Genomic DNA, 16,340 nt, shown 5'->3' with positions numbered 1-16,340 from the left:
GCCTTATCGGAGGGGGTTGTCGAGCTGGGAGAGCCGCAGCAGGTGACAGGTCTCGTACGTCGGGCCACAGACCACAAAAACGGTGAAGGAGACCGGGTGTTCGCTGGTGACGTGTTCGTCGTTCCACAGGCCCTCGCGGTGGCGGGTGCCCTCGATCGTGTACGCGACCGTGCCCTCAGCGAGCTGCCCCGGCCGTGCCTGCTCCAAAGCCGTACTCCACGCCTCGGGGACGAATGCGTCCTCGATGGTCAGATGCTGGGTGGTCGCGTACTGGCGCAGCTCGATCCATGCCTCGCGGGTCGGGAGGTAGGCCGCGATGTCGGAGGCCAGCCCGGCCTGCTCGGCTCCGGAGGGGTCGCCGACTTCGAGGACCACCGAGGTGTAGTCCAGGGGCATGAACCCCGACCCGGTGTCCCACTCGAACAGTGCGGTGGCGACGTTGCGGGCAAAGGTCTCTGGATCGGCCGAGGCACGCACGACCGGTAGCCGCGGTGTCGTCGTGGGCGTCGGGTCGCCGGGTGCCGTGATGACTGGCCCGGGTCCGTTTTCGTTGGTGCGGTTGGTGTCGCTGGTGGTGGGTGGTCCGGTGATCAGGCCGTAGATGCCGACGCCGGCCAGCAGCAATATGAGGAGCACTGCGGCTAGGGCGGCGATCACCCGGCGACGAGTGCGGGGCTCGGAAAGATCAGGAGTCTTCATGCCCACCAGGTGCACCACCGCCACCAGAAACGGGTGGAGTGGCTAGAGGGCGCGCAAGTGTCCGCGTGCGGGCACGGATTCGCCGTCGGCTTCGCGATCGCAGACGGCGCGCAGCTCCTCGGCGAACCGGGTGGTGCCCTCAGCGGTGGTCAGGAAGGACTCGATCTGCTCATCGGACAGCTCAGCAGCGAGCTGGTCGGCGTCGTAGTGCATCCACCAGTCGGCCAGCTCGGTCCAGGTCAGGACGAACGCGCGCACCGGGTAACGCGCCGGCTCGCCGTCGTCATCGGTCACCGGCCTGGGCCGGGGCGCGCGCTTGCGGGTCTTCGTTGCTCTTGCGCGGGCGAGGGCGTCGGCGGCGAGCTGATGCAGGTCCGCCTCGCGATGTTCCTGGGCGGTTTCGGCCAGGTCGCGAATGTGGCGGTAGACCGGATCGACCGGGCCACCCGCGTCGATGCGCTCCAGTTCCGCGTTGACTTGTTCGCGCAACTCGGCGGGCTGAGCCGGATTGGAAGCGATCTGTTCTAGATAGCCGATCTTGTCCAGGGTCTTGTAGGAGGCGCCACTGGGAATCATTGCGGCGGCTTGTTCACGCGCTTTTCCGCGTGGCCCGGCGGACGGGGGTGGAAAATTTCCACCCCCGTCAGCTCCGGGCTGGTAGTCGCTGCTGAAACGGGTCGCCTGCTCGCGCCTTGTGGCGTCTTCGGCCATCAGTGTCTTCAGTTCGCGGTAGAGGGCGGCGGCCTCGGTCTGAGTGAGTGGCTTGTGGAGCACGTTGTCGTCCTGCTCGGCCAGGAGGTGGCCGAGGCGGTCGGAGATCCCGCTCCGGACCCAGACGTTGACCTTGCGCCAGCCGAGCTGCTTGATCGCCGCCAACCGCCGCGCACCGCACACCAGCACCCCGTCCGGGGTGATCGTGATGGGCTGCAACAGCCCGTCGCGCTCGATGGAGGCGGCGAGCTCGTCGAGGTCGCCCAGCTCGGTGCGATGACGACGCCCCACGTGGATGGATTCGACGGTGCGCTCCAGCTCGATGTAACCCGCCGGCGCGCTCACGACCCCTCCTCACCATCACGCTGGCGACCGTTGGGGGCGGCGAGCGAGACGGTCAGGATGAGGTCGTCATCGCGCAGCAGCACCGGCAGCGACTCGCCGATCAGCAACCGCAACAGCACACCCCGCCCCGCGCTCGTAGCGGCATAGGCGGGGTGCGGGTTGCCCAACAAGGCACGCAGCAACGCAGTCCACGAGCGGCGCGGGATGTCCAGCAGCGCGCGGGCATGCTTGTCCCGCCGCAACGCCTCGTAGGCGCCCTGGCGGGTGCCGGTCTTGGTCAGCGCCCCGCAGACATGCTCAACCCCGGCCCGGGCAGTCGCTGGCGGCCAGCCCAGCAGCGTGAACAGCGCGATCGCGTCCTCGGCCGCCGACCCGGCCGACATGCACGCCTGATCCGAACCGCGCCCACCACCGTCGGAGCCCTCACCGGCAGCGTCCGTCTCCGCGTCCGTGTCGTTGTCGTGGCTGTGGGCGTCGGTGACGTGGAAGGCGGGGTGGTAGTCGGTCAGGGGGTTCTCGCGGTCGGAGAACCGCTCCGGGTTGTGGAACGCCGAGACGTGCGGGCGCCTGGCTTGGTGGACCGAGCAGAGCAGGCCTTGGGCGCGTGCTTCGAAGATGCAGGTGATCCGCACCGCGTGCGTGATCACCGCCCACGGGTCGCGTGCCTCGCGGGCGGCGCGGGTGATCATCACCTTGAACGCCGCGCTGGCGGCCTCCCACGGGTCCAGGTCGTGCTTGCGCGCCAGCGGTTCGTACTTGTCCGCGGTGTAGGCCATCAGCTCCGCGGCCGTCGGATCATGGCTCCACGCTCCTGGCCCCGCGGCGTGGAGCCGGTACAGCAGGGCGCGCAGGCCGTCGCTGGTGGTGAAATCCTCACTGGTCGTGCCGCCGGGAGCCTGTCGGTTGATGGTTGTGGTCATGGTCGGGCACCTCCTGGCAGGTAGGTGCACGCGCGTCCCCACACCACCGGCTCCGCCAGCGCAGTGATGGTGGGGGTGCGCATGACGGGTCACCCCAGCCCGATCCCCGAGCGCGTCACCCACGAGGGGTGCTGGCCCCCGCGGCCGAACTCCGAGACATCCGGCAGGCGCCGCGCCCGTTCGCTGATCGCCTTCCCGGCCTTGCCGATACCGCGGCCGCTGGCCCGGGTGACATGGCTGGTGAGTTTGCGGGTGCGGCGGGCGAGTTCGACCTCGAAGTCGATACCCCGCCCCGCGACCGTCGCCGACTGCCGGGCGAGCAGGTCGGTGGGTCGCACCCACTCCACACCTCGCGCACGCTGCGCACTGTCCGCTGTCAGCTTGCCGGCTCGGTTGCGGTGGGCGGTCTTGGCGGCCTGTACCGCTTCCGGCGTCGACGGCTCCTCCGGTGCCTTGGCAACCCTGCGGCCGGTGTCCTGATCGGTCACCCGGCGCTCACGGTCGCGCGGATACTCGCGGGCGTGCCGGTCGTGGGTGTGGTCGGTGGTGGTGCTCATGGTGTTCTCGCCTCCCTGGCGGTCTCCTTGACGAGCGTGTCGTCGGGAAGGTGCGCGGCGGTGAACCAGCGGCCCACCGTGGAGGGATGGACCCCGAGGTGGCGGGCGATGCGCTTGTTAGACCACCCCTGCCCCCGCAGCTCGGTGGCGACCTCGCGCCGACCCCCACCCGCGTCACCCGCCCGAGTGCTCAGCGCGGGGTCGCTCCGTCGCGGCAGCTCCTGCGGTGCCTCATCCGGTGTCGGCGTCGGCGGGAGCCGACTCGGCTCCGCGAGCGGAGGCACGATGACTTCGCCTGACTGATTCGGCGCGGGCGTGGTTTCCTCGCGCGCCGCGCTGGTCGTGGTGGGTTCGGTTGCCGGGAGTGGGCGGGTGAGGATGACGGTCAGGTGGGTGATCGCCAGCAGCACCAGCGGCGGCACCGCCGCCACACTCGCGGCCAGCACACCGGGCACATCGGCATCAGCTGCCACCACCGCGTGCAGGGCATTCGCCGTCACCGAGACGATCGCCCCAGCCGCCAGCAGCGCCCAGGGGTACCAGGCGGATCGCTGGCCTGCGAGGGCGACGACGGAGACGGTGGCCACGACGATGATCCCGTCCACGATCAGCGGCCACGCCCACGCCTGCCCCTCATCGAGACCCGAGCGCCGGGCCAGGTCGGCCAACGCGGTGAAGGAGAGCCAGAACGCACCGAGGGCGATCAGCACCGTCCCGGCAACAGCGGTGATGACGGCGAGGCGTCCGCCACGACGCCGCACCACCGGACTGCTCAGCGGACTCATGACAGCACTCGCCCCGCTGCATGCTCTGGCACCCTGCGCGGTCCCGCCGCCGACCGGTCGGCGGATGGTCGCGGTGCTGGGTGGGTGGTGCGGTAGGCCGAACGGATCGTCGCCGAGACCTCCCGCGCCGTGAGTCCCGCATGCTCGGCCGCCGGGGCGAGAGCGGCGTAGGTGTCGGCTTGCGGGGTGTTGTTCTCTGCCAGGCGGCACGCCGCCCAGAACAGGCCACGATTCCGCTCACCCTCAGCCCGTCCGGCGACCCAGGCCGCCAGCCGCTCGGCACTCACTTCGTGGACCTGCCCGGCCGGTCGGGGTGCCGGTGTGGGGCGGGGGTCGAGGAAGTCCCGCAACCGTTCCGCATCCAACGACGCGGCCCGGCCGGAGCCGATCCGCCGCACCCGATAGGACGCGCGGCCTCGCTCACCGGTCACGGCTGAGGGTGGGACGATGATGTAGCCGCCGTCGCCGCGGAAGTCGATCCCCGCGCGGGCCGCCTGCCACGACCGCTGCTCACCACCGGGCATCGCTGGGTAGTAGGCGTGCATCCCACCCGAGGGCGTGGACACCAGGAGTTGCCAGCCGTCCACCAGCCCGGCCTCGTGCGCGCGACCGAAGGCGTCGAACCCGTTGACCGGGCTGTGGACATCGACATCGACCACCACGACCCCCGAAGTAGCTCCCGTGGGCACACCGATGTTCGCCTGCGGGTGCTGACGCCACCACGCCGCGACGACTTCCGTGTCGGTGGTGGCGTCGTGGAAGCCGTGTTCAGTCAACGGGCGCTTGCCACCGGGCATGCACGGGAACACCGGCACCCCGACGGCAGCGTATTCCCGTGCCGCTGCCGAGAGCGGCCATGCATCCGAGACCTGCGCCAGCACGCCGGTCAGGACATCCGGGGCGACCATCACAGCTCCCGTCCTGCCGGCGCCACCGAGGCGGGGGCGGGACGCGCCGCCGGCTCAGGCAACGACGCCGCCGACCGCCTTGACGCGGTTCGTTCGTTTGCCAGCTCGCTGCGCTGAGGGGCTTCTCGATCCAGCCCGGGCGGGGTGCCGTCGGCGACCTGGGTCGTGTCGAGCCGATCGAGGATCGTCAGGGCGGTCTTGCGGACCCGCTCACCGGTGGCCTTGACCACCTCGACCGGTTCCTTGCCATCGACCCGCGCGGCCCAGGTCGACACGTACGGGATCGTGTAGCCGCTGGTGTCCATCCCGTGCGCGGCGCCGACCATCAGCGCCACGGACTCTGCTTCGACCTCACCGATCCCGCGATGTTGACGGGCCTCCTCGGCATCGGGGCCGTGGAGGAGGACGTGGCCGAGTTCGTGGGCGAGGGTCTTGACCTGCGCGGCCGGGTCCATGCTCTCCCGCACCGCCACGGTGTTCCCGGTGTAGTCGGTCATTCCGTTCGCGCCGTGGATCATCTCCTCATGCGGCACCCGCACCACCGAGAAACCCGCCGCCTCGACCTGCGCAGCGAGCCCATCCCACAGCCCAGCCGGGGCCTGGCCCTCCAACAGCTTCGGCGCGGGTGGTTCAGGGATCGGGTCGCCGGCGGTCTGGGAGACGTCCCACACGTAGGCTGGACGGACCCCGACCATCTTGGTGCGCACGACCTCACCGGGCCGCGGCTTCTCGCCCTTGCTCAGGCGCCGCCAGGACTCCGCATCGGCCGGTGTGGCGGTGGCGAAGCGGCCGGTAACCGGGGCGAGAATCTGATACCCCGGTTGGCCCTTCTGCACCTGCCTACCAAGGCCCTGCCACTGCCGGTAGCCGGCCACATAGGACGGGAAGGGTTCTGGCACGAGGCCGGCCTCGTAGGCGCCCTGGTGCTGCTCCCAGATCAGCAGCGTGTTGGAGAACGATCTAGTCCTGAACCGTGCCGCGAACGCGACCGCGCGAGCCCAGTCCTCACCGGAGACGAGCTGTTCGACCGCGCCGGTGAGGCGCTCATGCAGCTCGTCGAGCTTGGCTTCCCGCCTGGCTTGGGTCTGCTCCCGTGTCGTGGCCATCGTCGTGTCCTCCCGATACCCTGAGCACCGGGCCGATCGGGCTCGGTGACCATCAGGTGCGCCGGGATCACCAGCAAGACGCGACGGACAACGGACGATGTGACCGTCAGGTGTGTGGTGAACCCGACGAGTCTGTACCGGACTATCAGCCCGTCAGCGGTCCCGGGCGCCGAGGCGGGCGATGATGCGGATACCTGTATCGGCGTTGCGGCGATCCGTATCGGACTTTCTCTCAGGCGGAAACCCTTTGCCGCACCAGTTGTCGATAGCGGGTCGGCGTCACGCTCACGGCCTGACGGAACAGCCGCGCGGTATGCCCACGGCTATGCCAACCGACTTCACGCATCGCCTCCTCGATCGGTAGGTCGGTCGGTCTCCCGCACCTAACGGACCGCTCGCTGCCCAGCAGCCATTCCTACGGTCCACCGCGCGTTCCAGACCTCACTTCCCTCCACGGAGCTGCCGATAACGGGTCGGAGTCACCCCAACCGCCTGGCGGAACATCCGGGCCGCGTGGCCACGGCTGTGCCAGCCGACCCGACGCATCGCCTCTTCGATCGGCAGGTCCGTCTCGCGCAGCAGGCGCGCCAACCGCTCAGCCCGCAGCGTCGACAGGTACGTCATCGGCGTCTTCCCATACGCATCGACAAACAGCCGTCCGAGCTGCGACGGCGACAGATGCACGGCGGAGGCCAGCTGTTGGAGAGTCCACCGTTGTTCGGGCGCACTGCGGAGAAGCTCGACTGATGTGCGGGCTTCGGCCCGCAGGGGTGAGAAGTGACGGCAGAGTGGTGGCCCCTCTCGCGTGGCCCTGCGCTGCGTCGGCGTCCGCCTCGCCTCGGTAGTCCTGACGTATGGCGTGACCACGTCGAGGACAGCAAACAGCAATGCCTGGAGACGATAGAACTTCTTCGGCGACGGTCCGTCGAGGCTGAGCGCGACCATCTCGTCCAGCCACGGCATCAACATCCCGACACGGCGCTCGCCGAGGTGCAGGATCTGGGCCGGTTCGGAGTACAACTCGTCGGCGAAGTCCTGGGCATCGAGCCGGTCGGCCAACAGGGCTGCGTGCTGCCAGAACACCTGGTCCACGACGTAGTCCCGGTCCAGGTACAACGTGGTGACCGTGATCGAGCCCTCGGGCTCGCTCCCGCACAGCGTGTTCGACCCGAGCGCGACGACGTCACCAACCGTGACGGGTTTCTCGCCGAACTCACTCAGCAGGATCGCCGAGCCGTGCCGGATGAAGATCAACTTCACACAGTCGTACGCGACAGGATCGATCGGGCGATGAATCGTGCCTGAGCGGGCGAGGATCGGCGAGAAGCTCTCGGCCGGATGCTCAGATGATCGGGCTACGCGCCGCACACCCACCGGCTCACTCCTGCACGGGCGGGGGTGCGTCGGCGCTCTCGGCACTGCCCTCGCCCCACATGTTTGAACGATAGTTCTAGTTGTACTATAGTTCAAATATCTATCTCGGAGGAGGGTGTCATGTCAGAGGTTGCAACCCGACGGGCGGGAGCGCGCGAGTGGGCGGGCCTGGCCCTGTTGGCGCTACCAACGGTGCTGCTGGGCCTGGATGTCACCGCGCTGTATTTGGTGCTGCCGAGCATGTCCGCAGCACTCGACCCATCGGCGACGCAGACGCTGTGGATCATGGACGCCTACGGGTTCTTCATCGCCGGGCTTCTCATCACCATGGGGACCTTGGGCGACCGCATCGGCCGGCGCCGCCTGCTCCTGATCGGCATGACGGCATTCGCGATCGCGTCGGTGTTCGCGGCCTTTGCACCTAGCGCCGAGCTGCTGATCCTGGCTCGCGCAATGCTCGGGATCGCGGGCGCCACGCTGATGCCCTCGACTCTGTCGCTGATCTCCAACATGTTCGCCGAAGTGCGTCAACGCGCGGTCGCGATCGGGGTGTGGGCCACGATGTTCGCCCTGGGTATGGCAGCCGGCCCCGTGGTCGGTGGTGCGCTGGTCGACACGTTCTGGTGGGGTGCGGCGTTCCTGATCGCGGTCCCCATCGCGATCATCGTCCTGATCGGCGCGAAGTCCGTGCTGCCCGAATACGCCGACCCCCAAGCCGGGCGGCTGGACCTGGTCAGTGTCGCCCTGTCCCTTGCCGCGATCCTGCCGGGCATCTACGCCGTCAAGCACGCCGCCTCCTACGGCGTGGATGCGAGCACGGCGATCCTCCTCGTCGTCGGTGCGGCCGCGGGTGTGCTGTTCGTGCGCCGGCAACGGCGTCTGGCCTCGCCGTTGTTGGACGTCACGTTGTTCACCAACCGGGCCTTCTCCGCGGCACTGGCCGTGCTGCTGATCGGGCTCGTCGGGGTGGGCGGCACCATGTATCTGGTCACCCAGTATCTCCAGCTCGTCGAGGGCCTCAGCCCGTTCACCGCGGGTCTGTGGATGGGGCCGCCGGCGTTGGCAATGTTCGCCGCCGCTATCGGTGCGCCCTTGGTCGCCCGGCGTGTGCGACCGGGCCTGGTGATGTCCGTCACCCTGGGTCTGTCGGTTCTCGGCTATGCGCTGCTGGCAACGGCCGGTACCGGCGACACCGTGGCCGTCGTGGTCGGATTCGCGTTCGTCTACCTCGGCCTCGGTGCGATCGCCGCGCTGGGCACCGACATCGTGGTCGGCGCCGCACCGGCCTCGAAGTCTGGATCGGCTGCCGCGATGTCCGAGACTGTCCAAGAGCTTGGCATCGCTGTCGGAGTGGCGCTACTCGGCAGCCTCAGCACCGCTCTCTACACCGCCCGCATGACCGCTCCCGCAGACACCTCCCCCGAGATCGCCGAGCGACTCACTGGCAGCCTGTCGGGTGCCCTCTCGGTCGCCGACCAGGTCCCCGTCGAAGTCGTGCGTGCAGCGCAGGGAGCATTCACCACCGGTGTGAACATCGCCTCGGCAGTGGCCGGTGGCGCCATCGTCGTGGCGACTGTGCTGTGTCTGGTGGCCCTGCGGCATGTCCGTCCGCTCGGTGAGGAGCAGGATGTCGAAGCCGAGCGTCGGTGAAGGACTCGATTACCCTGGAAACCATGGGAGGGAGCATGAGCGACGGCGAGGATCACCACATCGATGGGCGGCGTGCCCGGGGCAACAAGCGCCGCGCCGAAATCATCGATGCCACCCTGGCTGTCGTCACCCGTGACGGTGCGGCAGGCGTCACTCACCGGACCGTCGCCAAACAGGCCGGTATCACCACCAGTCTGAGCACGTACTACTTCGCCACCCTCGACGATCTCCTCGTCGCTGCCTTGTCGAGCGTGGCCGATGCCTACACAGCCCACATCCGCCAGATCATCGACGCCCCCGGTGACAAGCTGCACGGCCTGGCTGAGCTGATCGTGAACTCTGGTGGGCCTGGTCGCGAACGAGCCTTGGCCGAACGCGAACTGTCGACGCTGGCCGCCCGCAGGCCTGCCCTAGCACCGGTGGCCCGGCACTGGCGCGAGAACGTCGCTGAACTCGCCTCGACCCTCACCGACGATCCACAGGCCATCGCCACGCTTGTCGCCGCCTCCGATGGCCTGTGCACCGCTATCCTCATCGACAACATTCCCGCCGACACCGACTACGTGCACCGCGTGCTCTGCCAAGCCCTCGGAGCGCACCACGACGCATCCACATCACGCTGAAACGCAATCCGAGCCCGAAGTTGCGCCACGTTGCGGTTGCGTCACTTCTGGTTGCATCTCTTCTGGTTGCGGCGACGGGAGTGGTCGGGCATGGCCTTTCAGTTCAAGGCGTTGGCGGGGTGGCGGCGAAGCCACCGGCGATGGGCTCGTTGATCTCGGAGAACCAGACGGTCTCCGTATTGAAGGCATGTTCGAGGGTGAGTCGAACGGGTCGATGTCGTTCAAAGGGGCTCCGGCTCTTCGGTGACACCCGATCGATCCGGGCCGACCCCGTTCCGGAGTCTCCGACCAGGCTGTTCACCTAACCAAGTCGCGATCCAGGACAGTCGCCACACGAGCCGATCCGCAGACACTTGGCAGTCCACGCAACACCTACCGGAGCCGAGCCCGATCCGACCCTGCTGACGCGCTCCTCGAATGGCCACGCGTCTTGCAGGTCGAGGTTGAGCGGGCTTTATCGCATCGGATGCAGCAGGCGGTGACTGCTCACCTGACTGTCGCGAAGGAGGCAGCGGTGACGGTTTCGATGCGGGTCATGTCGGCCGGGGACGGCTACAAGTACCTGCTGCGCACGGTCGCCGCCGCGGACGGCGATCGTTCACTGTCGACGCCCCTGACCCGCTACTACGCGGAGGCGGGAACCCCGTAGGGGAGCAAAGGTAGTCCGGTCTTGATCGGCTTGTTTCTGCGGTTCTGAGTCTACTGCGGCAGATCAGGCTCCCGTGGCCGTCTCGACTCCGCAGGTCACCGGGCAGCGTCCCTGGTGGTGTCCGCATGCTGTGGGGTTGCAGAGGCGGCAGATGTGGTAGGCGTCGAGGAGCGATGTGGGGGTGGGTTGGAGCAGCTTCTCCAGCAGTCTGGTGAGGGCGTCGCGTTCATCGCCGTCGAGGGCGTCCAGGAGGTCCGCGCACACGCGGGTGCGTTCTTCGAGTCCGGCTTGTGCGGCCGCTCGACCGCGTGGGGTGGTGGTGATGGAGACCTGGCGTCTGCTTGGTCCGGGTTCGCGTTTGAGCAGTCCTTCGTCGACCAGCCTCTCCACCAGTCGCGTCGCGCCGGAACCGGTAAGTCCAAGGGCTCGGGCGAGCGTGTCCTGGGTGGTTCCGTCGAGGGTGGTCGTCAGAAGAAGGAGTGCGGCGGTGTCGGTCGCGGGGCGCTGGGTCGCGGTGCTGCTGGCGGCGAGCACACGGTCGGCCGTAAGCAGGGCGAAGGCTCCCAACAGATTACTTGTGCGCGGATCAACTGTTGCGTCAGTCATGCGTTGATTCTACGGTGGTGGGACCGACAACCCAGGGAGGAACACATGTCCTGGCCCCACGTACGTGATGACCACCCCGCGGTCGTCTCGACGCGCCACCGATGGGTCGACGTCGAGGGGGTGCGTGTCTTCTACCGCGAGAGCGGCCCCGCCCAGGCGCCCGCGCTGCTCCTGCCGCACGGCTACCCGTCCTCGTCCTTCGCATTCCGTCGCCTCATGCCGGCGTTGGCAGATCAGTGGCGCACGATCGCGCCCGACCTTCCCGGGTTCGGCTACAGCGACACCCCGGATGCGTCGGGGTTCTCCTACACCTTCGACGGGTACGCCGCGTTCCTGGAACGGTTCGTCCAGACGCTCGGGCTGGAGCACTACGCGATCTGGCTCCATGACTACGGCTCGCAGTTCGGGCTGCGCCTGGCTATCGCGGCTCCCGAGAAGGTCACGGCGTTGATCATCGCCAACGGAGACATCTACGAAGACCAGCTCGGCCCCAAGTACGAGCCGCTCAAAAAGCTATGGAACAGGCCCGTCGAGGACAGCCGGGACACCCTTGAAGAGCACGTGAGCAAGGAGGGGTTCCGCGACGAGTTCATCGGCGAGGTGGACGAGCACCTGACCGAACGGATCACCCCTGACCTATGGACGCTCGCCTGGGAGCAGCTCGGAACCCCCCAGCGCCGTGAGAACCTCATCCATCTCCTCGCCGACCAACGGCACACGCTTGCCTGGTTCGCCCACGAGCAGGCCTACCTGCGTGAGTATCGACCCCCGACGCTGATCGTGTGGGGACCGCAAGACGGATACATGCCCGCCGGCGCCGCCCACGCCTACCACCGTGATCACCCCGACGCCGAACTCCACCTCCTCGACGGCGGCCACTGGCTCCTGGAGACAAACTTCGACGAGGTCGTCCCGCTCGTCCGAGGCTTCCTCGACCGCGTGCTGCCAGGGACGGGACACACGACATGACCTCCCACAACCGTGTCGCCTTCCTCGCCGCCGATGGCGTCGAACAGATCGAGCACGATGTGCCCTGGCGCGCCCTGACGGCGGCATCCTTCCGTCCCGAACTGGTCTCGATGTCCAGCGGCCAGATCACCGCGTTCACCTTTCCCGAGCCCACGGGGACCTACCAGGTCCACCGCACCTTCGATCACGTCTCCGCCGACGAGTACGTTGCCGTCGTCATCCCGGGCGGGACCGCCAGCCCCGACCTCCTACGCAATGACGCCGAGGCCGTGGCGTTCGTGCGATCGGCATCCGCGCTGAACCTGCCCATCGCCGCGATCTGCCATGCACCGTGGCTGCTTATCGAAGCCGGGCTCGCCCCCGGTCGGCGCTTCACCTCCTGGCCGAGCCTCGCGACCGACATCCGAAACGCCGGCGGCGACTGGGAGGACCAGCCCGTCGTCATCGACCACAACATCATCACCAGTCGCGGACCAGAAGACCTGGAGGCATTCTGCCGCGCGATCACCACCGCACTCCTTGACCGACGCTGGCGCCGAGCACAGGGCTGAATGCGCCGGCCGCCAACGGGGCGTGCACCTCAACGGCATGACGGTCTCGATACGAGTCATGAGCGCTGGCGACGGATACAAGTACCTCCTGCGCTCCATCGCCGCCGCTGACGGCGATCGCTCGCTGTCGACTCCCCTCACGCGCTACTACGCCGAGGAAGGTACCCCGCGGGGCGGCAAAGGTAGCTGCGTTCGAGCGTGCACAGCCGACTCGACGCTACTCCGACTCGTCATGAGTTTGAGCGTGGCGCGGATCGGTGGGCGGAGCATGGTCGCCGTGGTTACGCGGTTGCGGTGTGGGCGGCGGTAATGATGCCGGCCAGCGCAGTGCGAGCGGATTCGAGTTCAGCGATGCGCCCAGCGATGCGGGTCTCCTCCCGCTCGAACTCGGCGATGAGGTCCTCGCATGCCGGGATGAGGAATCTGCCATCGTCGACCATGCATGGCAGCACTTCGCGGGCCATGTCGGTGTTGATGCCTGCGGCCAGGAGGAACCTGATCCGGCGGACCTGTTCGACATCCTGGTCGTCGTAGGAGCGGTATCCGTTGGGCAGCCGGGTCGGTTCGAGGAGTCCTTGTTCCTCGTAGTAGCGCAGGGTTCTGGTGCTCACGCCGGCGCGACGACCCAGTTCACCGATCTTCATGACCACACCGCCCCAGGGCTTGACGTTCACGTCAACGTCAACCTTTAGCGTAACAGCATGACCTCCGAACCAGCCCCGCGGAATGCGTCCAATCCGACCGCCACGGCGGTGACGGTCATCGGGCTCGGACCGATGGGACGCGCCCTCGCCGGCGCACTTATGACAACAGGACAACGGGTGACGGTCTGGAACCGCACCCCGGGGAAGGCGGACGACCTGGCTGCCCGCGGGGCTGTCCTCGCGGGTTCACCGGCCGAAGCGCTGGGCCAGGCTCAGATGGCGGTGCTCTGCGTGGTCGATGACGATGCGGTTGCCTCCGTCGTGGAACAAGCTGCTGGGAGCGCGAACCTGAAGGGGTTGACGCTGGTCAATCTCACTGCCGACAGTCCCGCTCGCACTCGCACCCTGGCAGACCAGCTCGGCACGCACGGCATCACCCTCCTCGATGGGGCGATCATGACGCCCGCAGCCGCGATCGGAACCGAGGCGACCCGCATCCTCTACTCCGGACCACGACAGGCCTACGACGAGCACCGCGACCTGCTGGCGGCGTTCGGAGGCAGCGCGTACTACCTCGGCGACGGCGTGGCGGCAGCCGCGATCTACGACGTCGCGCTGCTGTCGCTGTTCTGGACCTCCATCGCAGGCCTGACCCAGGCACTCGCGCTCACCCGCGCCGAAGGACTCCAGCCTGAGGAGTTCACCCCACACGCGGCCGCGATGAGCCAACTCGTCACCGACCTGCTGCCCGGGCTCGCCGCCGACTTCGCCGCAGAACGCTACTCCGGCTCCAACAGCGCCACCATCGACTCCCTCGCCGCGAGCCTGAACCACCTGCGATCCGCATTCACCCACTCCGGAGTCACCACCGATGTGCTCGACGCGATCAGCTCGGTGGTGGAGAACGCCGTGCACGCCGGATACGGCGCGGACGCACCGATCAGGCTCGCCGACACCCTCCAAAGATGAGCGTTGAGCAAGGGGTGAAGCGTCAATCGATGAATCCCACAGGAAGCTGGTGAGCGCTCGCCTCTCGGGCGATCGCCGCAGCCGAGATGCCCAGCCCTGCGTAGAGTTCGACGATCCCCGCGCCTCGTGACTGCGCTTCACGGACCCGTTGTACAAGATCGTCATCGTCAGCGACGCCGGCGAGGAGAACGCCGTCATGCTGGGAAAGTGGGGTCGCCTCGGCGGCCGAGTAGAAGAACGCCGCATCGCCCGGCTCGCCGGACTCAAAGGCGGCCTTATAGGCCGCGACTTGTTCGAGCGACTCGAAGCCGTAGCGGTTCACTCGCACCTCGACAGTGTCGCTGACGGCCTCGCGCACTCTCGCGGCAACGTCGGTCGGCATGCCGCCGCACAACTCGACCCGATCGGCCGACTCGGCAGCCTGAACCGCCGCGCGCACGACCTCATCGAGACCGACGCCCTCGATGGCGACCTCGCCGTCCCGGGCGATCACCCCTGGCGCTCCTTCGAACAACACGTGTATCGCCATGCCCGATACAACGCCACCGGCGCGCGAGTCCTTCCCGTGGCCAACAGGTGACGGGCGCACCTTCTCGTCATGACGGTCTCGATGCGGGTGATGAGCGCCGGTGACGGTTACAAGTACTTGCTGCGCACGGTCGCGGCCGCGGATGGCGATCGCTCGCTCTCGACACCCCTGACGCGGTACTACGCGGAGGCGGGAACCCCGTAGGGCCGCAAACATCACTGCGCCTTCTCCGGTGTTCGTTTGTGTTGTGGAGTGTGTCAGTAGGCGCGGGCGACGATGGCGAGGGTGTCTGGCTCGCTGTCGGAGTCGGGGACGTCACCGTCGGGACGGGTGAGGCACCGCACCGTGATCGCGGACTCTGCGAGGGTGCGTTCGCCGTCCTCTCCGAGCGCGGCCCAGGGGATGCGGGCGAATCCGGCGGAAGCGGCCTCGCGTGCCTCGTCGATGGTCTCGACATCGGCGGTCCGATCGTCGCGGAACCGTACAGCGCGCTCGAACAATGCCTGCTGATCGGCGCCGAGCGCCTCGGTGACGTACCGGGCCACGCCGTCGACGGGCAGTGTCTCCTTGCTGCCGTCGATCCGCCGCACGACTGTCGCCTGGCCGGCGGCCAGGTCGCGGGGGCCGATCTCGACGCGGACCGGGATGCCCTTCAGTTCGGCGTCCACGACGCGGCGTCCGAAGCTGGTGTCGAGGTCGGCATCCAGCTCTGCCCGCACACCTGCGTCGGTGAGTTCCGCGACCACGCGTGTCGCGGCGTCGCGGACACCGTCACCGTCCTTGACGACTAGCACCAGAACCTGGATGGGGGCGAGCCTGGGCGGCAGGAGCAGACCGGCGTCGTCGCCGTGGGTCATGATCAGTCCGCCGACCATCCGTGTCGAGGTGCCCCAGGAGGTGGTCCAGCACAGCTCCTGCTGGCCGGACTGCGCCGAGGCGTAGCGGATGCCGAAGGCGCGGGCGAAGTTCTGGCCCAGCTCGTGCGAGGTGCCCATCTGCAACGCCTTGCCGTCACGCATCATCCCTTCCAGGGTCAGCGTGTTGATCGCGCCGGCGAACCGCTCCTGGCGGGTCTTGCGTCCCCGGAACACCGGGATCGCCAGCAGATCGGTCATGAACTCCTCGTACACGCCGCGGTGGATACGAGAGGCGTAGGCGGCGGCGTCCTCACGGCTGGCGTGGGCGGTGTGGCCCTCCTGCCACAGGAACTCGCTGGTACGCAGGAACAGTCGGGGACGCAGCTCCCAGCGCACCACGTTGGACCACTGGTTCAGCAGCAACGGCAAGTCACGGTAGGAGCTCACCCATTTCGCCAGGTACTCACCGATCACCGTCTCCGATGTCGGGCGCACCACGATCGGCTCTTCCAGCTCCTTGCCACCGGCGTGGGTGACCACGGCCAGCTCCGGGCTGAAGCCCTCGACGTGCTCGGCCTCACGGCTGAGGTAGCTTTCGGGGATGAACAGCGGGAAGTAGGCGTTCTGTGCTCCGGCGGCCTTGATCCGCCGGTTCATGTCCTCCTGCATCCGCTCCCAGATCGCGTACCCGTACGGGCGGATGACCATGGTCCCGCGCACTGGCCCGTTCTCGGCAAGCTCCGCCTTGGACACCACGTCCTGGTACCACCGTGGGAAATCGCTCGACTGCGAAGCGAGCACGCTCTGCCTGACCATGCCTTCAGATTCTACCGTTCAGAGGCCGAAGGCCCTCGTCCACCGATGGCGCGGCCAAAGCCGTCGATCCCC

General features: G+C 68.0%; 19 protein-coding genes. 7 read left to right on the top strand and 12 right to left on the bottom strand.

Annotated elements, in window-relative coordinates; all coding sequences use genetic code 11:
• Positions 1-3: 3 nt before the first annotated feature.
• From DPQ65_RS07465 to DPQ65_RS07425, 8 genes are all read right to left on the bottom strand, one after another.
• Entirely contained in the window at positions 4-699 is a 696-nt protein-coding gene (locus DPQ65_RS07465; protein WP_114907004.1) for a hypothetical protein, read from the bottom strand.
• A 42-nt stretch (positions 700-741) separates the two neighbouring features.
• Positions 742-1,755 carry a ParB N-terminal domain-containing protein gene (locus DPQ65_RS07460; RefSeq protein WP_114906705.1) on the bottom strand — a complete coding sequence of 338 codons (1,014 nt, stop codon included), beginning with the start codon at positions 1,753-1,755 and terminating at the stop codon, positions 742-744.
• Entirely contained in the window at positions 1,752-2,675 is a 924-nt protein-coding gene (locus DPQ65_RS07455; RefSeq protein WP_114906704.1) for a hypothetical protein, read from the bottom strand. The genes DPQ65_RS07460 and DPQ65_RS07455 overlap by 4 nt, the downstream gene beginning before the upstream one ends.
• An 89-nt stretch (positions 2,676-2,764) precedes the next feature.
• A complete protein-coding gene (locus DPQ65_RS07450; protein WP_238146742.1) occupies positions 2,765-3,232 on the bottom strand; it encodes a hypothetical protein in 468 nt (155 codons plus the stop codon).
• Positions 3,229-4,017 (bottom strand): DUF2637 domain-containing protein, encoded by a 789-nt coding sequence (locus DPQ65_RS07445; RefSeq protein ID WP_114906703.1) that lies wholly within the window; start codon positions 4,015-4,017, stop codon positions 3,229-3,231. The genes DPQ65_RS07450 and DPQ65_RS07445 overlap by 4 nt, the downstream gene beginning before the upstream one ends.
• Complete coding sequence (locus tag DPQ65_RS07440) at positions 4,014-4,925, bottom strand: bifunctional DNA primase/polymerase (protein WP_202863044.1); 912 nt, start codon at positions 4,923-4,925, stop codon at positions 4,014-4,016. Before DPQ65_RS07440 ends, DPQ65_RS07445 begins: the two co-directional genes overlap by 4 nt.
• Positions 4,925-6,031 (bottom strand): ArdC-like ssDNA-binding domain-containing protein, encoded by a 1,107-nt coding sequence (locus DPQ65_RS07435; RefSeq protein ID WP_114906701.1) that lies wholly within the window; start codon positions 6,029-6,031, stop codon positions 4,925-4,927. The genes DPQ65_RS07440 and DPQ65_RS07435 overlap by 1 nt, the downstream gene beginning before the upstream one ends.
• A gap of 441 nt (positions 6,032-6,472) precedes the next feature.
• On the bottom strand, positions 6,473-7,327 hold the full coding sequence (locus DPQ65_RS07425) for a helix-turn-helix transcriptional regulator (RefSeq protein ID WP_420330079.1): 855 nt from the start codon (positions 7,325-7,327) through the stop codon (positions 6,473-6,475).
• Between the two features lie 198 nt (positions 7,328-7,525).
• On the opposite strand from DPQ65_RS07425, the gene DPQ65_RS07420 reads away from it, so the two are divergent.
• The 3 genes from DPQ65_RS07420 to DPQ65_RS16300 all read left to right on the top strand — a co-directional run bounded on the left by DPQ65_RS07420 (position 7,526) and on the right by DPQ65_RS16300 (position 10,327).
• Entirely contained in the window at positions 7,526-9,055 is a 1,530-nt protein-coding gene (locus DPQ65_RS07420) for an MFS transporter (RefSeq protein ID WP_114906700.1), read from the top strand.
• A gap of 35 nt (positions 9,056-9,090) precedes the next feature.
• A complete protein-coding gene (locus tag DPQ65_RS07415) occupies positions 9,091-9,678 on the top strand; it encodes a TetR/AcrR family transcriptional regulator (RefSeq protein ID WP_114906699.1) in 588 nt (195 codons plus the stop codon).
• Positions 9,679-10,192: 514 nt separating this feature from the next.
• Positions 10,193-10,327: a hypothetical protein gene (locus DPQ65_RS16300; RefSeq protein WP_272947642.1), complete on the top strand. Its 135-nt coding sequence runs from the start codon at positions 10,193-10,195 to the stop codon at positions 10,325-10,327.
• Between the two features lie 63 nt (positions 10,328-10,390).
• On the opposite strand, the gene DPQ65_RS07405 is transcribed toward DPQ65_RS16300, so the two are convergent.
• Complete coding sequence (locus DPQ65_RS07405; protein WP_114906697.1) at positions 10,391-10,933, bottom strand: MarR family winged helix-turn-helix transcriptional regulator; 543 nt, start codon at positions 10,931-10,933, stop codon at positions 10,391-10,393.
• A 45-nt stretch (positions 10,934-10,978) separates the two neighbouring features.
• On the opposite strand from DPQ65_RS07405, the gene DPQ65_RS07400 reads away from it, so the two are divergent.
• Together DPQ65_RS07400 and DPQ65_RS07395 are read left to right on the top strand one after the other, a co-directional pair.
• Positions 10,979-11,902 (top strand): alpha/beta fold hydrolase, encoded by a 924-nt coding sequence (locus DPQ65_RS07400; protein WP_114906696.1) that lies wholly within the window; start codon positions 10,979-10,981, stop codon positions 11,900-11,902.
• The gene (locus tag DPQ65_RS07395) at positions 11,899-12,453 is read left to right on the top strand and encodes a type 1 glutamine amidotransferase domain-containing protein (protein WP_114906695.1); all 555 of its coding nucleotides are present in this window, start codon (positions 11,899-11,901) and stop codon (positions 12,451-12,453) included. The genes DPQ65_RS07400 and DPQ65_RS07395 overlap by 4 nt, the downstream gene beginning before the upstream one ends.
• A 281-nt stretch (positions 12,454-12,734) precedes the next feature.
• Here DPQ65_RS07395 and DPQ65_RS07385 read toward each other — a convergent pair whose 3' ends face one another.
• Entirely contained in the window at positions 12,735-13,127 is a 393-nt protein-coding gene (locus DPQ65_RS07385) for a MerR family transcriptional regulator (RefSeq protein WP_238146740.1), read from the bottom strand.
• A gap of 27 nt (positions 13,128-13,154) precedes the next feature.
• Here DPQ65_RS07385 and DPQ65_RS07380 point away from each other — a divergent pair, with 27 nt between their 5' ends.
• On the top strand, positions 13,155-14,066 hold the full coding sequence (locus DPQ65_RS07380) for an NAD(P)-dependent oxidoreductase (RefSeq protein WP_114906693.1): 912 nt from the start codon (positions 13,155-13,157) through the stop codon (positions 14,064-14,066).
• 22 nt (positions 14,067-14,088) lie between these two features.
• On the opposite strand, the gene DPQ65_RS07375 is transcribed toward DPQ65_RS07380, so the two are convergent.
• Positions 14,089-14,559 carry a DUF6506 family protein gene (locus tag DPQ65_RS07375; RefSeq protein WP_114906692.1) on the bottom strand — a complete coding sequence of 157 codons (471 nt, stop codon included), beginning with the start codon at positions 14,557-14,559 and terminating at the stop codon, positions 14,089-14,091.
• Positions 14,560-14,664: 105 nt separating this feature from the next.
• Between DPQ65_RS07375 and DPQ65_RS16295 the strand changes: the two genes are divergently transcribed.
• A complete protein-coding gene (locus DPQ65_RS16295) occupies positions 14,665-14,799 on the top strand; it encodes a hypothetical protein (protein WP_272947642.1) in 135 nt (44 codons plus the stop codon).
• A 53-nt stretch (positions 14,800-14,852) separates the two neighbouring features.
• Here DPQ65_RS16295 and proS read toward each other — a convergent pair whose 3' ends face one another.
• Positions 14,853-16,268 carry a proline--tRNA ligase gene (gene proS / locus DPQ65_RS07370; protein WP_114906691.1) on the bottom strand — a complete coding sequence of 472 codons (1,416 nt, stop codon included), beginning with the start codon at positions 16,266-16,268 and terminating at the stop codon, positions 14,853-14,855.
• Positions 16,269-16,340 lie beyond the last annotated feature (72 nt).

The organism is Ornithinimicrobium murale (genome assembly GCF_003352835.1).
Taxonomy (GTDB): Bacteria; Actinomycetota; Actinomycetes; order Actinomycetales; family Dermatophilaceae; genus Ornithinicoccus; species Ornithinicoccus muralis.
The sequence above is the reverse complement of the archived record's forward strand: the minus strand, read 5'-3'. Positions and strand labels throughout refer to the sequence as shown.